16 protein-coding genes and 1 tRNA gene are annotated in these 15,880 nt (G+C 60.1%); 12 read left to right on the top strand and 5 right to left on the bottom strand.

Annotated elements, in window-relative coordinates; genetic code table 11:
* The first annotated feature begins 88 nt into the window (after positions 1-88).
* The 5 genes from QRQ56_RS15320 to dcd all read left to right on the top strand — a co-directional run bounded on the left by QRQ56_RS15320 (position 89) and on the right by dcd (position 4,695).
* Positions 89-1,192, top strand: a complete 1,104-nt coding sequence (locus QRQ56_RS15320; protein ID WP_438741190.1) for a Bug family tripartite tricarboxylate transporter substrate binding protein — start codon at positions 89-91, stop codon at positions 1,190-1,192.
* A gap of 544 nt (positions 1,193-1,736) precedes the next feature.
* On the top strand, positions 1,737-2,180 hold the full coding sequence (locus QRQ56_RS15315; RefSeq protein WP_438741188.1) for a MerR family transcriptional regulator: 444 nt from the start codon (positions 1,737-1,739) through the stop codon (positions 2,178-2,180).
* Positions 2,181-2,193: 13 nt separating this feature from the next.
* Positions 2,194-2,628, top strand: coding sequence for a hypothetical protein (locus QRQ56_RS15310; RefSeq protein WP_438741186.1), 435 nt, complete (start codon positions 2,194-2,196; stop codon positions 2,626-2,628).
* 7 nt (positions 2,629-2,635) lie between these two features.
* On the top strand, positions 2,636-4,030 hold the full coding sequence (locus QRQ56_RS15305; RefSeq protein ID WP_438741184.1) for a hypothetical protein: 1,395 nt from the start codon (positions 2,636-2,638) through the stop codon (positions 4,028-4,030).
* Positions 4,027-4,695 (top strand): dCTP deaminase, encoded by a 669-nt coding sequence (dcd, locus tag QRQ56_RS15300; protein ID WP_438741182.1) that lies wholly within the window; start codon positions 4,027-4,029, stop codon positions 4,693-4,695. Before QRQ56_RS15305 ends, dcd begins: the two co-directional genes overlap by 4 nt.
* Positions 4,696-4,699: 4 nt before the next feature.
* Here the strand turns inward: dcd and QRQ56_RS15295 are convergent, their stop codons facing one another.
* From QRQ56_RS15295 to QRQ56_RS15285, 3 genes are all read right to left on the bottom strand, one after another.
* The gene (locus QRQ56_RS15295; protein ID WP_438741180.1) at positions 4,700-5,539 is read right to left on the bottom strand and encodes a hypothetical protein; all 840 of its coding nucleotides are present in this window, start codon (positions 5,537-5,539) and stop codon (positions 4,700-4,702) included.
* The gene (locus tag QRQ56_RS15290) at positions 5,536-6,909 is read right to left on the bottom strand and encodes an AAA family ATPase (RefSeq protein WP_438741178.1); all 1,374 of its coding nucleotides are present in this window, start codon (positions 6,907-6,909) and stop codon (positions 5,536-5,538) included. Before QRQ56_RS15290 ends, QRQ56_RS15295 begins: the two co-directional genes overlap by 4 nt.
* Positions 6,910-7,498: 589 nt before the next feature.
* Positions 7,499-7,588: transfer RNA gene (locus tag QRQ56_RS15285), tRNA-Ser, on the bottom strand.
* 239 nt (positions 7,589-7,827) lie between these two features.
* On the opposite strand from QRQ56_RS15285, the gene QRQ56_RS15280 reads away from it, so the two are divergent.
* Positions 7,828-8,691 carry an alpha/beta fold hydrolase gene (locus QRQ56_RS15280; RefSeq protein ID WP_438741176.1) on the top strand — a complete coding sequence of 288 codons (864 nt, stop codon included), beginning with the start codon at positions 7,828-7,830 and terminating at the stop codon, positions 8,689-8,691.
* A 426-nt stretch (positions 8,692-9,117) separates the two neighbouring features.
* Here QRQ56_RS15280 and QRQ56_RS15275 read toward each other — a convergent pair whose 3' ends face one another.
* The gene (locus tag QRQ56_RS15275) at positions 9,118-10,251 is read right to left on the bottom strand and encodes an ROK family protein (protein WP_438741174.1); all 1,134 of its coding nucleotides are present in this window, start codon (positions 10,249-10,251) and stop codon (positions 9,118-9,120) included.
* 331 nt (positions 10,252-10,582) lie between these two features.
* On the opposite strand from QRQ56_RS15275, the gene rplU reads away from it, so the two are divergent.
* From rplU to QRQ56_RS15260, 3 genes are all read left to right on the top strand, one after another.
* Positions 10,583-10,969 (top strand): 50S ribosomal protein L21, encoded by a 387-nt coding sequence (gene rplU, locus QRQ56_RS15270; RefSeq protein ID WP_438741172.1) that lies wholly within the window; start codon positions 10,583-10,585, stop codon positions 10,967-10,969.
* Positions 10,970-11,072: 103 nt separating this feature from the next.
* Positions 11,073-11,342, top strand: coding sequence for a 50S ribosomal protein L27 (gene rpmA / locus QRQ56_RS15265; protein ID WP_011083253.1), 270 nt, complete (start codon positions 11,073-11,075; stop codon positions 11,340-11,342).
* Between the two features lie 152 nt (positions 11,343-11,494).
* Positions 11,495-12,088, top strand: a complete 594-nt coding sequence (locus tag QRQ56_RS15260; RefSeq protein ID WP_438741170.1) for a GNAT family N-acetyltransferase — start codon at positions 11,495-11,497, stop codon at positions 12,086-12,088.
* A gap of 169 nt (positions 12,089-12,257) precedes the next feature.
* Here QRQ56_RS15260 and QRQ56_RS15255 read toward each other — a convergent pair whose 3' ends face one another.
* Positions 12,258-13,172 (bottom strand): DMT family transporter, encoded by a 915-nt coding sequence (locus tag QRQ56_RS15255; protein WP_438741168.1) that lies wholly within the window; start codon positions 13,170-13,172, stop codon positions 12,258-12,260.
* 215 nt (positions 13,173-13,387) lie between these two features.
* Here QRQ56_RS15255 and QRQ56_RS15250 point away from each other — a divergent pair, with 215 nt between their 5' ends.
* The 3 genes from QRQ56_RS15250 (at position 13,388) to obgE (ending at position 15,815) form a co-directional block, all read left to right on the top strand.
* A complete protein-coding gene (locus QRQ56_RS15250) occupies positions 13,388-13,867 on the top strand; it encodes a MaoC family dehydratase (RefSeq protein WP_438741166.1) in 480 nt (159 codons plus the stop codon).
* Positions 13,868-13,962: 95 nt separating this feature from the next.
* Positions 13,963-14,664: an ATP-dependent Clp protease adaptor ClpS gene (locus QRQ56_RS15245; RefSeq protein ID WP_438741164.1), complete on the top strand. Its 702-nt coding sequence runs from the start codon at positions 13,963-13,965 to the stop codon at positions 14,662-14,664.
* Between the two features lie 110 nt (positions 14,665-14,774).
* Entirely contained in the window at positions 14,775-15,815 is a 1,041-nt protein-coding gene (gene obgE / locus QRQ56_RS15240) for a GTPase ObgE (RefSeq protein WP_438741162.1), read from the top strand.
* Positions 15,816-15,880 lie beyond the last annotated feature (65 nt).

Raw genomic sequence — 15,880 nt, 5'->3', positions numbered from 1 at the left:
TGCGCCAATGGTTGGCCGGGACTCAAGACTGTAGCCTTCGCTCAAGATGGCCCTGAACGGCCACATCGTACGAGGGAGGACTGCATCCATGGCGTTTGCACCTGCGCGACTCCTGGAGGGAGCGGATCATGCGAGCGGTCCGCAGGGCGACGCCGCGGGATCCGGCACGGGCAGCGGCCTGAGCGGGCGCGCTCCAAGGGCGATGACGAAAGCGCTGCTGTGTCTCGTCGCCGCAACGACGCTGGCATTTCATGCGAGCGGCGCGAGGGCTCAGACATCAGCGGAGTCCTGGCCGAGCCGCGCCATTACCTGGGTGGTGCCGTTCGGAGCCGGCGGCGTCACCGACCTCGTCTCGCGCAAGATCGCCGAGCTGCTGCGGACGCGGCTTGGGCAGCCCGTTGTGGTGGAGAACCGGCCCGGCGCGGGCGGGACCATCGGCACGGAGTTCGTGGCGCGGGCGCAAGCGGACGGCTACACCGTGCTCTACGCCTCCGGCGGGCCGATGACGATCCAGCCGAACCTCGGAATGACGAAGCTCAACTACGATCCGCTGAAGAGCTATGTCCACGTTCGCGGCGTGAGCTCGTCGAACCAGATCCTCGTCGCAACCGCAGCTGCGCCCTACAACACGCTGGCCGAATTCGTGGCCTATGCGAAGGCCAACCCGGGCAAGGTCAATTTCGGCTCCCCGGGCCCCGGCACCGCGCAGCATCTCGCCGGCGAGATGTTCCAGGCGGCCGCCGGCATCAAGCTGACCCACGTGCCCTACAAGTCGGGCTCGAGCCAGATGACCGACATGATGTCGGGCATCCTCGACGTCTCCTTCGACTACCTCACCGTGCTGAGGCCGCTGATCGACACCGGCAAGGTCAAGGTGCTCGGCACCACTGGTGCTACGCGGATGGCCGCGCTGCCCGATGCGCCGACAGTGCTGGAGGCCGGCTACCCCGACGCCGTCAACGCCGGCTCGACCTGGGTCTCGCTCCCCGCCGGCACCGACCCGAAAATCGTGAGCAAGCTCTCCGAGGCGATGGCCGCCGTGCTCGCCGACCCCGGCATCGTCGCCGACCTCACCACCAACGGCCAGGTCTCGATCGCCGACAAGGGCCCGGCCGAGCTGGTGCCGTTCATCGTGGAGGAGACGGCGCGAAACAAGCGGGTGGTTGAGAGGGCGGGGATTGGGGCGCAGTAGGGGGGCGGGGTTGAATACCGGCCGCAGCAGAGGCCGTTCGCATGAACTTGGTGTCCAGACAGAAACTGGATTCCGTTTCCGAACGCCGTTTCGGCGCGAAAAGCGCGTTCACCATGGTCCGCGTACCAATGGTCGTCCGGTGCGTACGCGAAAAGCTATTCAGCTTATAAGAACGGCGATTTCTAGCGATGTCTTCGCTACTGCTGACCGGAACTCCAAGGCGGAATTCCAACCTCAGCAACTTTGGCAGCAACTGTTTAAATACCGATGCGTCCGCATTGAATTTTTAAAGATCAGTCCACTCGACATAAGTGTTCTTGTTATGTTCTATTGCCGGCATGACCGATCGCCCCCAAGTTCGCGCCTGCTTACCCGAACGCAGATCACGGAGATTCAGCGGGCCGACGCTATCCGGGTCTGCGCCCCTGATGCAGTTTAGCAGGAAGTCGCGCGGCGAGCGGCCAGACGATACGATTTAGGTGGAAATCCTAAATGCAGGCAATTTCTAGCTTTAAAAAAAGAGTTCCGTACTGTACTATTTTTTATGTCGAGAACGGTTCATGCTTTGTATCCAATTCGAAAGGTCGCCGCCCTGACGGGATTGCGCCTCGAAATGCTCGACTACCTGTGCAGAACGGGGATTGTTATCCCATCAGGCAAAGGCGCGCGTGGCCGGGGCAAGAGTCGGCAATACAGTTTCGGCGACATCGTCTTTCTGCGTGTGATCGCGAAGCTTCTGAGAGCCGGTATATCCGTCAAACGAATGAAGGAGCGCTTCGCTCAGGTGGGCGAAACCTTCCAAGGATTCAATGAAGTATCTGAAATTGCAGGATTTCTAGTCACGGACGGCGTCGATATTTACTTCAAGGAAAGCGCAAGCACTATTGTCGAATTGAACGGCCAACAATGCTTCGCATTCTTGATAGAAATTGGTGGCGTAAGAAACGAAGTCATCCAAGAGATGGAAAGGCTCCGTCAGCGGGCATGATGCAGGGGCGAATATGAGCGCAACCTCAAGCTTCGAATTTTCCATTGGACTGCGCCACGTTCTGGAGGACTCTCTTGCCCTTCTCCGGGGTGAGGATTTTAGCAAAGACAGGAAGAAGCTCGTTCTAACGAAGGTTGGCGACTTCATGTCGAATGCGAAGAAGGGGTCGGATGTCATTGGGTCGGCCGTGTTCGTTAATACGCCCGATTCGGCTCAGACGGTTGAAGCGTACGCCCTTCTCTTTCACCACCTGTCTCGAAGCTTTCCCGACCTCGCCGATAAAATCCAAAATGCTGCAGATGTTCTCAAGCAGATGGACCGCTCCGAAAGAATAGATAAAAAAAGACGTGGCGACGCTGAAGACTTGATCGAGACGTTGCTCGACAGCTTGAATTACGAAGATGCCGTCAGCGCGTTCAATCCAGTCGAAACATCGCAACTCATGTGATCGCTAAGTGTCTCTTTCGGCAGAGAAGAACGCGGTCGAATTTTTCATCTGGCGACTCAAGTCGCAAATCGCGAAGCTGAAGCTCCGTCCTCATCCGGGAGGACTGAGTGGACCGAGCGACTGGCTCAAACTCTGCGAAGCTCTTTTGTCCACAGCTGTCGGATACCTGACAGCCGCATCCGACGCCAAAACGAAACCAGACAAAGCCGTCCAATTCCTGCGAGAGGCCAACAAGCTTTGTAACGACGTCTATAAAAACCTAGTGGAAATGGAGGGATCTGGAACAGATGCTCTTCCCTACGCGATTGTAGCTCCGATGCAACGCTGGGTCGACGATCTTAAGATAAAGAACGTTATTTTCTTTCGATCTCTTGCGGTCGCCAACTACGAACTTCGACAATTCCAGCGCGCTTCGTATGAAGGCATTCGTTCCCCCTCCGATAATCTCCAGCTGATTCTAGATCAGAAAGAAAAATGGCCTTACCTACGCATAACGGTCCCGGGAAAGGCCCTTAGCATCCTACCCCACTTTGCGATCGTTGCTCACGAGATCGGTCATATCCTCTACGATCAAGCGCCGCAGAACTTCACGATAAAGACTTCCGACTACACCAAATTCCAGGAGAAAGTCCTGAAGAAGCTCGGTCAACCGAGACTTAACGAAAACGACCGGCTGTTTCTGAACGCCGCCGTCAGGTTTTGGGGGACGGAACTATTCGCCGATGCCATCGGCATATGCATGTTGGGACCGGCATTCTTCTTCGCCCTCTGCGCCTTCATGGAGAGCTTGGGTCGAGGCAACATCATCTCGAAGACCCATCCATCGGCCGTCATTCGGCGCCGGATCGCCTTCCAGAAGCTGAACCGCTCGCCGAAGTACTCATTTCACACATCTTTTCGAAAGGCGACGGGCGTCGCTTTGACCGAACGCATCAACAGCAATCTACTCAACGCTCCCCAAAAGTCGGACGAAGCTATAATCCGCACGCTCAAAGGAAGCTTTTCGAATGAGGAAGCAGTCATCCTTGCGTATCTGCCGAGCTTGATCGAGACGATCGGCGACCAAGTGTACGACAAGGCCGAACAAAAAATCCGTTCTTTGAAAGCCGACCTACTATACACCTCGTCTCGCCTGGAGGCCGACTTAGCGGAGCATCTCGAAAACCTTGTCAATGCGGTGCCGCCTATCGAATCCGGCCGCCTGATACCCGAAAAAAAGCCTGCCGAACTGGTGACGATTCTAAATGTGGGGTGGGCCGTACTTTTAACGCGGCTTGATCGGCTCGCGGTGCCAAAAGAAGGCGTAGAACTGTTAAACGCCGAGCGCTCGGAAAAGCTTCATTCTCTGCTGATCAAGGCTGTCGAGCTCTCCGAGGCTCGCAAAAAATGGATAACGCCGTGAGCGCTTTGTCAGGAGAAGAACTCATTAGACGGCTCGAGTCCAAAATTTTTTCGGAACGTCTCGTCGTAAGCCCGATACTAGAACCGGCCGAACAACTAAAGTCCGACAGGGCTTCAGTCGATGTCAGACTCGGGTTCGAGTTCGCACTGATTTCTCCGTCTCTAGTTGGCGCGATCGACGAACTTGAACTTGGGACGCCGCTAGAACGTCATCTTGAGCTATCAAAATTATACACCAGAATTTATGTCCCGTTCGGCGACAAATTAGTCATTCACCCCCACCAATTTATCTTAGCTGGCACACTCGAATATTTGCGCCTCCCACCCGATCTCATGTCCTACGTTGTCGGGCGCTCGACATGGGGTCGATTGGGTCTCACGGTAGCAACGGCGATCGGCATACATCCAAACTTTGCTGGGACACTAACACTTGAGCTTCGAAATTTAGGCGAGACGCCTCTCACTCTGCATCCTGGCGACATAATTGCTCAGTTGTTTTTTCACGATGTTGCGCCCAAGCAAAAGACAAAAAAGACACGCCCCGAAGATCCTAGCCAGTACGTCGGCACGGTCGATCTGATTCCTCGCACCATCTCGCCGAGAAAGACTTTCGAACGACTGAAAAAGCTCGCGGAGGAAGCAAAGCTAAAGCGTGAGCGGGCCTGATTAGTCAGACTCCCTTGAGCTTCCAGGCGCTACGAATAAAAAAACGACTCATCCCCGCGAAGGGAACGTTAGATTTCATATTCCGAGAAAATTCACCTTTGATTTTTTTTTGTACCGTCTTTGATACGCCCATTTGATGGAGTTCGTGAAGAACAGCGAGACTTTTGTAGTGTTGGTACCGGAGCTTCAAGAGCTCTTCACGGTTGAGCCCAAAAACTTCAACGCACGCCTTAACAAAGGTCTTGGCGTCTTTCGTCTTGGATGGGACAATCCATACGTTCTCGTTGGCGTCATCCACACGGTAAGCGAAATACTTTTCGGGATCATCTAAATAGGGATGAAGCAATTGGGGGCTCTCTCTGCTCCAATGCGTCCGTACCTGTGTCTCTTTGCTGGCGCTGGGATCCACCGCGAGCTTTTTGGCAAGCTTCGTTAGAGCTAACGCCTTCGGCCGAACGGCCGGCATCGACGGCCCCTTCAGTCGCGGCTTACCTACAGGAAACCGATCTCCCTTAAAGGACTGGTTGCATATCTGACAGGCGTAAACGAAATTGTCGAAGTTGTAAGCAAGCCACCAGTACAGGGACTTCGGGCGGAAGTGATCTACGTCGCCATGGGCAACGATGGCAGTCGACGCTTCGCAATAGGCACATTTATCCGCCGAGTCCTTCCTAAGTTTTGGTTTGGCAGACTTCCACTTTGCGGACGAGAAGACGACAGCCGTCTTCGACTCCATTCCTGTGTAGTAGCGGTCGATTAAATCTTCATGCTTCGTGGTCAGCCTGGCTCCGGTGAAGTCGCCTGGAAATGCCGACGCAATCCTCGATCTCTCCAGCTTGATCATCGCCTGCTTTTCGACGCTTTTCGTAACCGAGACTTTGTCACCCGCTTCTTGACCACCCTCACGTTTGAGGCCGGGAGTTTTCTGATCTCCTTCTTAAGGGACTCAAGCAGCTTGTTCGTCTGCGCGAGGTAAGGCGGCACTTCCGATCGATCGTCTATGCGCTCGACCTTCCTCTCAAGTTCAGCAATTGGGATGTCCGAATTCGATTCCGCCTCTGGCGGCTCGAAATGAGAGACAACGTCGTTCGTGTCGAGCGTAGGAAAACCCCGCCGACGACGGATAATGTCCCGCATAGCGCCGACCTTGACGCTGTCGAGCGTGTGGATGCCGAACATTGGGCTACGGATTACTTGGTCAAGTGATAGCTCGTTGGCGGCTCCTTCGTACTGCCTCGCCCTAGCGGGACTGCTTGCTTTCGACCGCTGTAAAATGAACAGTTCTCCCGCTCCCGTCTGATGCGCGGTGATGGGGGAGTGAGTCGTCGCCACTATCTGGAAGCGCGGCAACGTTCTATTCAAGAACTCAACAAGCTGCCGTTGCCAAAGAGGATGCAAATGCAGATCGATCTCGTCGAGAAGCAAGACGCCTCTTGCCGAAAGTGGGTCGGAAAAATCCGAGAATGTCTCCGACATCCTGAAAAGGATATCTCCGCACCAGGCGGCCACCGACTGATACCCGTCGCTCAGTTGCGACAACGGCAAGCGTCCTTCCGAAGTCCTGAACAGAAGCTGTCTTGTTTCTTTATCAATGCCCTCGAATTTCACTCCGGGCATCATCAGATCGAGCGCTTTTCGGACTGTCGAAATACCCTTCTTCCCCCTTCGATAATCAAGGTCCATCGCCCACCGTTCGACCGACATCAACGTAGCATCCGCGGAGAAAAGGGTAGCGACGTTTTGAGCACGCTTGTTTCTGTATGGCCCGTTGCTCGCAGTTAGAAAGTCATTGGACGATTTCCGCCTAGAGACGCCATATCCTACAATGAAGTAGTTCCTCGCCGCGTGACCTATGGCCCGTTCCAATGTTTCAAGGCTTTTTCTGTTCTGGGCTAAGAAACTACGTACACCTAAGCCCCGCTTGATCGTCAGTGCCACGCTCCTACGTTCATGCGAAGCCGTCGCGTATTCGAGCTCGATCGAAGCCATTTTGGAGCCGGCTCGAATCCATTGGTCGGGATTGCCCATCAACTCGGCCAACGCATCACCTCCGGCGGTCGCCAGTGCGATCGCCTTAAGGAGCGTACTCTTACCGACACCGTTCTGACCCAACATCATCGTCCAAAGTCGCGGTTCACCCGCTTCGCCCTCGAACGAGATCTCGACTTCACCAATCGACCTGAGATTCTTTACCCGAAGGTGTCTTAAGAACATGATGGCCCTATCCGGCGCAAAAGCAGTCGCACCATGCAGATGCGACGCAAGCTATCGTCCTCGAAATAGTGCGGCAACCTGATAATCCGACCACGGAGGGGGACTGGCGATCTTGGTCGCTGCGGTTTCGAGGAAGGCGAGCATATTCGCGAGGAATTCCTCAGAGATTTCGCCCGTCGGAAATCCAACATCGTTGCAGGGAATCTCGCCTCCGGCGTGAATATTCACCCCGCATCTCCATTAGCTGAAGCCGGTTGTGCCAGCACACCCAGCCAAGACGCCCGCCATGCGCCCAGTGATGCGGGGCCCCAAGGCGCACCCGAATAGGGTGCGTATAACCGAAGGCTGGCTGTAAGGTTTGAGGAGTGCGGGATCTGCAAGAAATATGTGGAAGGCCGACGCACCAGATAGGTCGGTGTCCGCTCAACCCTCTGGGCCGGGGCGCTGGGGTGCACTTTTCTGTTGGGCTACTTTGGGGACTGCATTGCAGGATACACACGCTTTGACGCTTGCACACTCGGGCACGCCGGAAGCGTTGTTTTCCGAGGCTCTTGGCCGATTCAATAAAGTGGCGGATGGACGGATTAACTGGCGGAGAGGGAGGGATTCGAACCCCCGATAGGCTTGCACCTATGCCGCATTTCGAGTGCGGTGCATTCAACCACTCTGCCACCTCTCCTGAAGGCGCCATATAGAGGCGAGGCGCCCCTGTGGTTGGGGGCGTTAATAGGCGAGGATGGCGGGCCAGACAAGGCGCGAAAGGGGAAAATCCGCTGCCTCTTTCGCCCTTCTTGCCCTCCAGGCCCGTTCCGATGAATCGGAACGACCCAGAGATTCTCGTTTTGACGCGTTTTCTCGGGCGGCGGACCGGCGCCCGCGTTGCTCGGAGACGCTTCCAGCCCTCGGGGAGGAACTGCCATGGAGCACCTGACGATCTCCGCCAATGGCGCCAAATTCCACCTGGCTCGCGCTGGCCGCGGCAAACCGCTGCTTTTGCTGCACGGATGGCCGGAATTCTGGCTGACCTGGGAGCCGGTCATGGCCCGGCTGGCCGACCGGTTCACGCTGATCGCGCCTGACCTGCGCGGCTTCGGCGACAGCGACAAGCCTGACGGGCCTTACGGGCCGGACGGCCATGCCGCCGACATGCTGGCGCTGATGGAGGCGCTTGGCGTCGACCGATTCGGCGTGGTCGGCCACGATGTCGGCGGCGCCGTGATGCAGCCGCTGGCGCGGCAGGCGGCGGGGCGGCTGTCGGGGCTGTTCTTCTTCGATTTCGTCTATCCCGGGATCGGGCCGCGCATGGCCGCCCCCGATCGGCTCAACCACATCTGGTACCAGTCCTTCCACCAGATGGAGATGGCGCCCGCGCTGGTCGGCGCCAGCAGGGAGAGCTGCCGGCTCTATATCAGCCATTTCCTCAAGGGGTGGGCGCACCGGACAGACGCCTTCGACGACGTGCTCGAGGCCTTCACCGACAATTTCCTTGGAGACGGCAACCTCGCCGGCGGCTTTGCGCATTACCGCGCCTCGCATGCCGGGCGCGTCGCGATGATGAAGGGCGAGGCGCCGCAGCTGCCGCCGATCGCGGTGCCGGCCTGCGTGCGCTGGGCGGAGCACGATCCGCTGTTTCCCTATGAATGGACGGATCGGCTGGGCGAGACGTTCAGCACGCTCGATCTGAAGATGTTTCCCGGCGTCGGCCACTTCCCGCATCGGGAAGACCCTGATCGCGCGGCCGCGGAGATCGCGGCGTTCTTTGAGCGAGTGGGGTGGAGCTGAGCCTGGAAGAAAATGGCGAGATGCGTGCCTCGCGGCCATCCTTCGAGACGCCCGCCTGCGGCGGGCCCTCAGGATGAGGTCGCGTTTTGCGGCGGGATATTGGACGTCGACGCTGGGAAAACGGGGTGGGACCGCCAGACGCGGTAAACACTGGCGGTCCCGGTGCCGCTCATTGAAACGCTGACCAGGAAGGGCGGCTTCGCAGGCCAGGTGAGGCGACGGTTCGACCCTAGCGTGCGGGTCGCATCCCGCAACGCAATCCGGTCCTTAACCTAACCGGTCAAGGTTACTGGGGCGCCCGCTCCGGTAACGCTGAACGGTATGGCGAGCTGGGACCGGCTCCCTGCACCCGAATGGCATCTCTCGATGCCATTCGACCTCTCCCTTCGGGAGAGGTGGGCGGCGGCCACGACCATCGTTGCCGCTTTAGTCGCCCTTCTTGCTGTCCTTATCCTTTTTCTTCCCGCTGTCCGCGGACTCCTTGTCCTTGCCGTTGTCCTTGCGGCGGTTGGTGAAGCGGGCATTGCCGAGGCCGGTGCCGATGGTGAGTACGCCCCAGCGGTCGACGTCCTGCATGAACGGCACCTCGGAGAGGCCCTGAACCACGCCGTCATTGTGCATCAGGATCGCGGTGTCGTGCTCGCCGATGACGGGGATGCCCTCGATCAGGCTCGCCGGCAGGTTGAACTTGCTGCTCTCCCAATTGCCCGGCAGGTTCTGCGCGCCCTTCTCGATCGAGCCGTCGGCGTTGATCACGCCGGGACAGGCGATGCCGATGAAGGGCGCGAGCTTGAAGCCGTCCTTCTCGGCCTCCGTGATCAGCCCCTTCAGCATCTTGGTGAGCCGCTTCACCGCGCCTTCGCGCGTCGGCTCGTCGTCGGCATGACGCCACAGCTCGGATTTCACGACCTTGGCTTTCGACAGATCCTTGGCCTTTTTCCAGCTGGTTTCGACGAGACCGCAGCGGATATTGGTGCCGCCGATGTCGACCGCCAAAATGCTGTCATGCGCCTCGAAGATCCAGGACGGCGCCAGATGCAGCGCGCCGATCAGGCCGGCTTCATCGGGGTGATGGCGGATCGGCGTCATGTCGATCTTGAAGTCCTCGGCCTTGAGGATGATCTCGGTGCGGGCGATCGCGAGCTCGCCGAGCCTGGAGTCGCGAAAACCGCCGCCGACCACGATGCGCTCCGTCTTTCCCCAGGCCTTGCTCTTGAGGAAGCGGCGGGTGACGTAAGCGAGCTCCTGGGCGAATTCCTCGATCGCGCTGTGCACGACCGCGGAGGCCTCGACGTCGTCGCCGACGAGAATGTCGTCCAGCGTCTTCTTGCTGATGCTCTCGGACGCCTCCTTGCCGAACGGGTCCTCGCCCGTTTTGCGCAGCGGCTTGCGCCAGCGGTCGAGGATCTCGCGAAACGCACCCTTGCTGGCGCGGTCGCCGAGAAAGCCGTCCTCGTCCTTCATCTCGATGTTGAAGCTATCAACATCAACCGACGGCAGCCGCTCGGCGCCGTGATGAGCGATGCCCGTCGTCGTCTTGACCAGTTCGTCCGTTGCCATTGAAGAGCCCTTGCCCGCTGACCTGTTCCGGCCTGACTAACGGCGAGGGAACCGGTTTGTTGCAAAGCCGGTCGAGATTCGGCTGACGGCCGCCGGGACCGCCAAATCCTTCAAATCCGGGCTGTTTTGGGCAGTTTTCCTTGACTTGGCGCGCTCGGCGGCTATAAGTCCCACAGCCGGCGCGGGGCGTTTCTCGCGCCGCTTGTTTTTGCGTGGGTTTTCAATGGGATAAATCCCACCCGCACAAAACCACATAAACCCTTAGCGACTGACAAAAAGCCGGCCCGGACAATCTGTCGCGAGGCCGGGATTGAACACGGAGAAAAAAACGATGTTCGCAGTCATCAAAACCGGCGGCAAGCAATACCGCGTCGTGCCGGATGATGTTCTCGAAGTAGGCAAGATCGAAGGCGAAGTCGGCTCGATCATCCAGCTGAATGAAGTTCTGGTGCTCGGCGGTGACACGCCGGTGCTCGGCGTTCCCACGGTGGCCGGCGCCTCCGTTGCGGTCGAGGTGCTCGACCACAAGCGCGGCCCCAAGGTCATCGCGTTCAAGAAGCGCCGCCGCAAGAATTCGCGCCGCAAGCGCGGCTATCGCGACGAGATCACGGTGCTCCGCATCTCCGAGATCCTGGCCGACGGCGCCAAGCCCACCAAGGGCCCGCGTCCGAAGCGGGAGAAGGTGGCGAAGGAGCCGGCAGCGGAAGCCGCCGAGTAACGCAAAATCGATCACGCCAATTCACGAATTGATGCGTGAGAAATTTTGAAATGATTCCGTCAAGGAATTGATCTAGACCTACGCAAGATTTCGGAGACGAGCCATGGCTCACAAAAAAGCAGGCGGTTCATCGCGCAACGGTCGCGATTCCAAGGGTAAGCGCCTCGGCATCAAGGCGTTCGGCGGGGAAGTTGTGATTCCCGGCAACATCATTGCGCGTCAGCGCGGCACCACCTGGCATCCCGGCCTTAATGTCGGCATGGGCACGGACCACACTCTGTTCGCCAAGATCGAGGGTCGCGTCACGTTCCAGGCCAAAGCCAATGGCCGCACTTTCGTATCGGTACTCCCGATCGCAGAGGCTGCTGAATAGACGGTGGATCAAATTGGAGTCCGCCGGTCCCACTGAACCGGCGGAGTCCTAGAGATCTCAGAGATCGAAGGCTCCAAGGGGAGGCGGGAAACCGGCCTCCCCTTTTCTTTTGACTTGCTCACTTTGACTTAGTGACTTTCACGGAGCCGGACATGTTGCAGGATTTCTCGAGCGCGACCTTGGCGGAGGCGAGACCGAGCGTCGTCGCCACCGAACGGCTGACGTTGCGGCGGCCGACCCTCGCCGACGTCAGGACCATCGCCCGGCTCGCCAACGACCGCCGCGTCGCGGAAAACACCCGCCGCCTCCCCCATCCCTATTCGCAGGACGACGCCGTCGAGTTCATCCGCGCCACCGCCACGCTCGGCAGCGAAACCGTGTTCCTGATCGAGCACGACAGCGGGCCGGTCGGCATGGTCGGCATCGACCTCTCGACGCCCGGGAATGCCGAGCTCGGCTACTGGCTCGGCGTCGAGCATTGGGGCCAGGGCTTTGCCACCGAGGCCGCACGCGGCGCCATCGACTTCTTCTTCGAGGAGTTCGAGGACGAGCACCTCTATGCCGGTGCCCGCGTCACCAACCCGGCCTCGCGCAAGGTGCTGGAGAAGTGCGGCTTCCAGTGGAGCGGCGTGCAGCTGCATCGCTTCCTCGCGCTGGGATCGTCGACACCGGTCGACTGCTTCCGCCTGACGCGCGGAGTGTGGTCGTCGCTGAAGAGCTGGAGCAGTGCAAGGCGGATGAGATAGGCGGCACACTGCGCGCCTCAATCACCGGTGTCGCCCCCGCGAAAGCGGGGGCCCATAACCACAGGGCGGCGCGTGAGGCACAACGCCGACTCCCGAGTCTTCGCAAAACGACGTCCTGTGAGTATGGGTCCCCGGCTCGCGCTACGCGCGCCCGAGGACGACGACAGGGTTACACCGGCGGATTTACGTCCACGCTCTCTCGGCCCAGATCCCGCTCGCGCAGATAAATATAGAACCCGGCGCCGATGATGATCACAGCGCCGACGATGGTCGCAACCGACGGCACGTCTCCGAACACGACGAAGCCGAAGATCACGGCCCAGACGATCATCGAATATTGATAGGGCACCACGACGCTGGCCGGCGCGAGCTTCAGCGAACGGTTGACGCAGAACAGCGCCGTCACCGAAATCAGCCCCGCGGTCGCAAAGATCACGAGGCTGCCCGATGTCGGCGGCACCCAGTTGAACGCCGACAGCACCGCCCCCAGCGAGAACGTGCCGACGAATTGCGAGGACGCCATCACGATGTCGGGCGTCTTGCGCAGGCTGCGCGTGATCAGCATCAGGGTCGCGAAGGAGAGACTGCCGCCGAGCGCGATCAACGCCGGCAGGCTGACGGTCTGCGCCGAGGGCCGCAGCGCGATCAGCACGCCGCAGAAGCCGATCAGGATCGCGGTCCAGCGCCGCCAGCCGACCTTCTCGCCCAGGAAGATCGCCGACATCGCGGTGACGAAGATCGGGCCGGCGAGATAATAGGTGATGACGTCGGCAAGCGGCAGATAGACGGTCGCAAGGAAGAAGGCGGCGACCTCCAGCGTCGAAAGCACGACGCGGAATAGCTGCAGCCCCGGCCGCTCCAGATGCAGGAACTGGTGACGCTGCGTCCAGATCATCGGCGACAGCAGCAGCAGCGCGGCGCAGGCGCGCAGGAACAGCAGCTGCCCCACCGAATAGGTGCCCACCAGGAACTTGCCCATGGCGTCGCCGAACGAGAACATGAAGATCGACAGCACCATCAGCCCGATGCCGGCGAGGCGCGCGGAGCGATCGTCATAGGCGGAGGGAGACTTGAACAGGGGCATTGATCAGACTGTGAGGGCTCGTCATTGCGAGCGAAGCGAAGCTTCGCTCCTCGCAATGACGGGGGGAGAGCAGCGGAAGCCGGCGAGTAGGCTCGCTTGCAGTCGTTTTAATGACGTAAGCCGCCGCGACAAGCCCGCAACGCTGAACTGAACGGATTGTCGCACTCTTCGCGTCGCGGTAGCGATAGAGGCCACACCGAGAAAAGAGCCATGACATGACCGACTTCGATCCGAGCCAGCACCGCATGATCCCGACGCAACGCTGGTTTGAGGATTTCGTGGTCGGTGAGCGCTTCGTGCTGCCGAGCCGGACCCAGACCTCGGCGATCTTCGCCGCGTTCCAGACCGCGAGCGGTGACACCCATCCCGTCCACTACGATTTGGAATATTGCCGCAGCCGCGGCATGCCGCATCTGCTCGCCCATGGCTTCCAGACCCTGATCCACACCGCGCCCGGCGCCGGGCTGTTTCCGTTCATGGTCGAGGAATCCCTGGTCGGCTTCCTCGAGCAGTCGAGCCGGTTCCTCAAGCCCGTCTACGCCGACGATACCCTCTATCCCGCGCTCGAGGTCACCGAGCTGGTGCCGGGACGGACCACCGGCGCGGTGACGCTGCGCAGCACCGTGTTCAACCAGCGCAAGGAGCTGGTGCTGGAAGGAATGCAAAAATTCCTGATCCGGCGGCGGCCGGGCTAGCGAAGCCGTCTCGCGGCAGGAGCCGTAGGGGCGTGAACCCCGGCGGAGAAAGGGCCGACAAACCCTGCACGCTCCGCCGTCCATGAAAGCCCGCCATGGCCCTGCTTCCGCCTTGCTCCGAGACATTGAAGCGCTCGCTCCAGCGCGCGACGTCGTCCGCGCGGGCACGAGGTCGCGGGCATCCTGACCCGCAGGACTTGCTGGCTGCCTTGATCGAGGACGATGACGCATCGCCGGTCATGCGGGCCTGCGGCATCGATCTGACGCGCTTGCAGCGGGATATCGAGGCCGCAGGCGCGACGGAGCCGACGACGGGCCTCGGTCATTTGCTTCAGTCTGCCTTCAACGAGGCGCAGCTGTCCGAAAAAACGGTCGTGACCGGCGCCGACATGCTGGTCGAGCTGCTCGCCGAGCCAGTCGGCCGCTTCCTTCAGGCACAGGGCGCAACCCGCTACGATGCTCTCGTCTATCTGAGCCATGGCATCGCCAAGGGCGGGACGACCGACGGCGGCTCGAACGAAGGCGATGCACCGTTTCTCGAGGTCGTGCTGCTGAACGATCCCTACACGCCGGCGGAATTCGTGGTTTCCGTCCTTGAAAACGTCTTCCGGATGAGCCGCGAGCGCGCCACGTCGATCGTGTTCTCCACCCATGCAGGCCGGCGTGGCTCCTGCGGCATCTTTCCCCGAACCGAGGCTCTGGCCCTTCGCGACAAGATCCAGAGCCTTGCGGTGGCCCGCCAGCATCCGCTGCGCTGCGTCCTGCTGCCGGCCCAGCACCGACCAACCTCAAATTGAGGCCGGAACGGGATTACAGGGTTAAGCAAGCACCGAAATTTGCCGAATTTCCCTGATTTCACGGACAAGTTCGGGTTGCCGCATCCCCGCCCCTGCCCTACCTATGGCCCATGAAATTCCTCGACGAAGCAAAGGTCTATATCCGCTCCGGTGACGGCGGGAACGGCTGCGTGGCGTTCCGCCGCGAGAAGTTCATCGAATTCGGCGGTCCCTCCGGCGGCAATGGCGGGCGCGGCGGCAACGTCATCCTCGAGGTCGCCGATGGCCTCAACACGCTTATCGACTACCGTTACCAGCAGCACTTCAAGGCCCAGAAGGGCGAGAACGGCTCAGGCTCGGACCGTCACGGCGCCAACGGCAAGAACATCGTGCTGAAGGTGCCAATGGGCACCCAGATCTTCGACGAGGACCGCGAGACGCTGATCCACGACTTCACTGAGGTCGGCGAGAAATTCGTGCTGGCCGAGGGTGGCAATGGCGGCTTCGGCAATGCGCATTTCAAGACCTCGACCAACCGCGCGCCGCGCAACGCGAACCCCGGCCAGACTGGCGAAGAGCGCTGGATCTGGCTGCGGCTGAAGCTGATCGCCGACGCCGGGCTGGTCGGCATGCCCAATGCCGGCAAGTCGACCTTCCTGTCCAAGGTCAGCGCGGCAAAGCCGAAGATCGCCGACTATCCCTTCACCACGCTGCATCCGCAGCTCGGTGTCGTGAATGCGGACGGCCGCGAATTCGTGCTCGCCGACATTCCCGGCCTGATCGAGGGCGCGCATGAAGGCACCGGCCTCGGCGACCGCTTCCTCGGCCATGTCGAGCGCTGCCGCGTGCTCTTGCATCTGATCGACGCAACCTGCGAGCACGCCGGCAAGGCCTACAAGACGGTGCGCAAGGAGCTCGACGCCTATGGCGGGCTGCTCACCGACAAGATCGAGATCGTCGCGCTGAACAAGATCGACGCGGTTCAGCCGGACGAGCTCAAGAAGCAGAAGGAGCGCCTGAAGCGCGCCGCCAAGAAGACGCCGCTGCTGCTGTCGGCGGTCACCGGCGACGGCGTCAAGGAGGCCCTGCGTGCGCTCGTCGAGGTGATCGGCGAGGCCCCGGTGTCGGCCAAGGCCAAGAGCGCCGCCGAAGCGGAGCCGTGGTCGGCGTAGACTCACTGTCGTCCCTGCGAACGCAGGGACCCATACCGCGCGATCTATCGATTGCGGGCGGTCGC

It is taken from the genome of Bradyrhizobium sp. U531 (assembly GCF_051710265.1).
Lineage (GTDB): Bacteria > Pseudomonadota > Alphaproteobacteria > Rhizobiales > Xanthobacteraceae > Bradyrhizobium.
The sequence above is the reverse complement of the archived record's forward strand: the minus strand, read 5'-3'. Positions and strand labels throughout refer to the sequence as shown.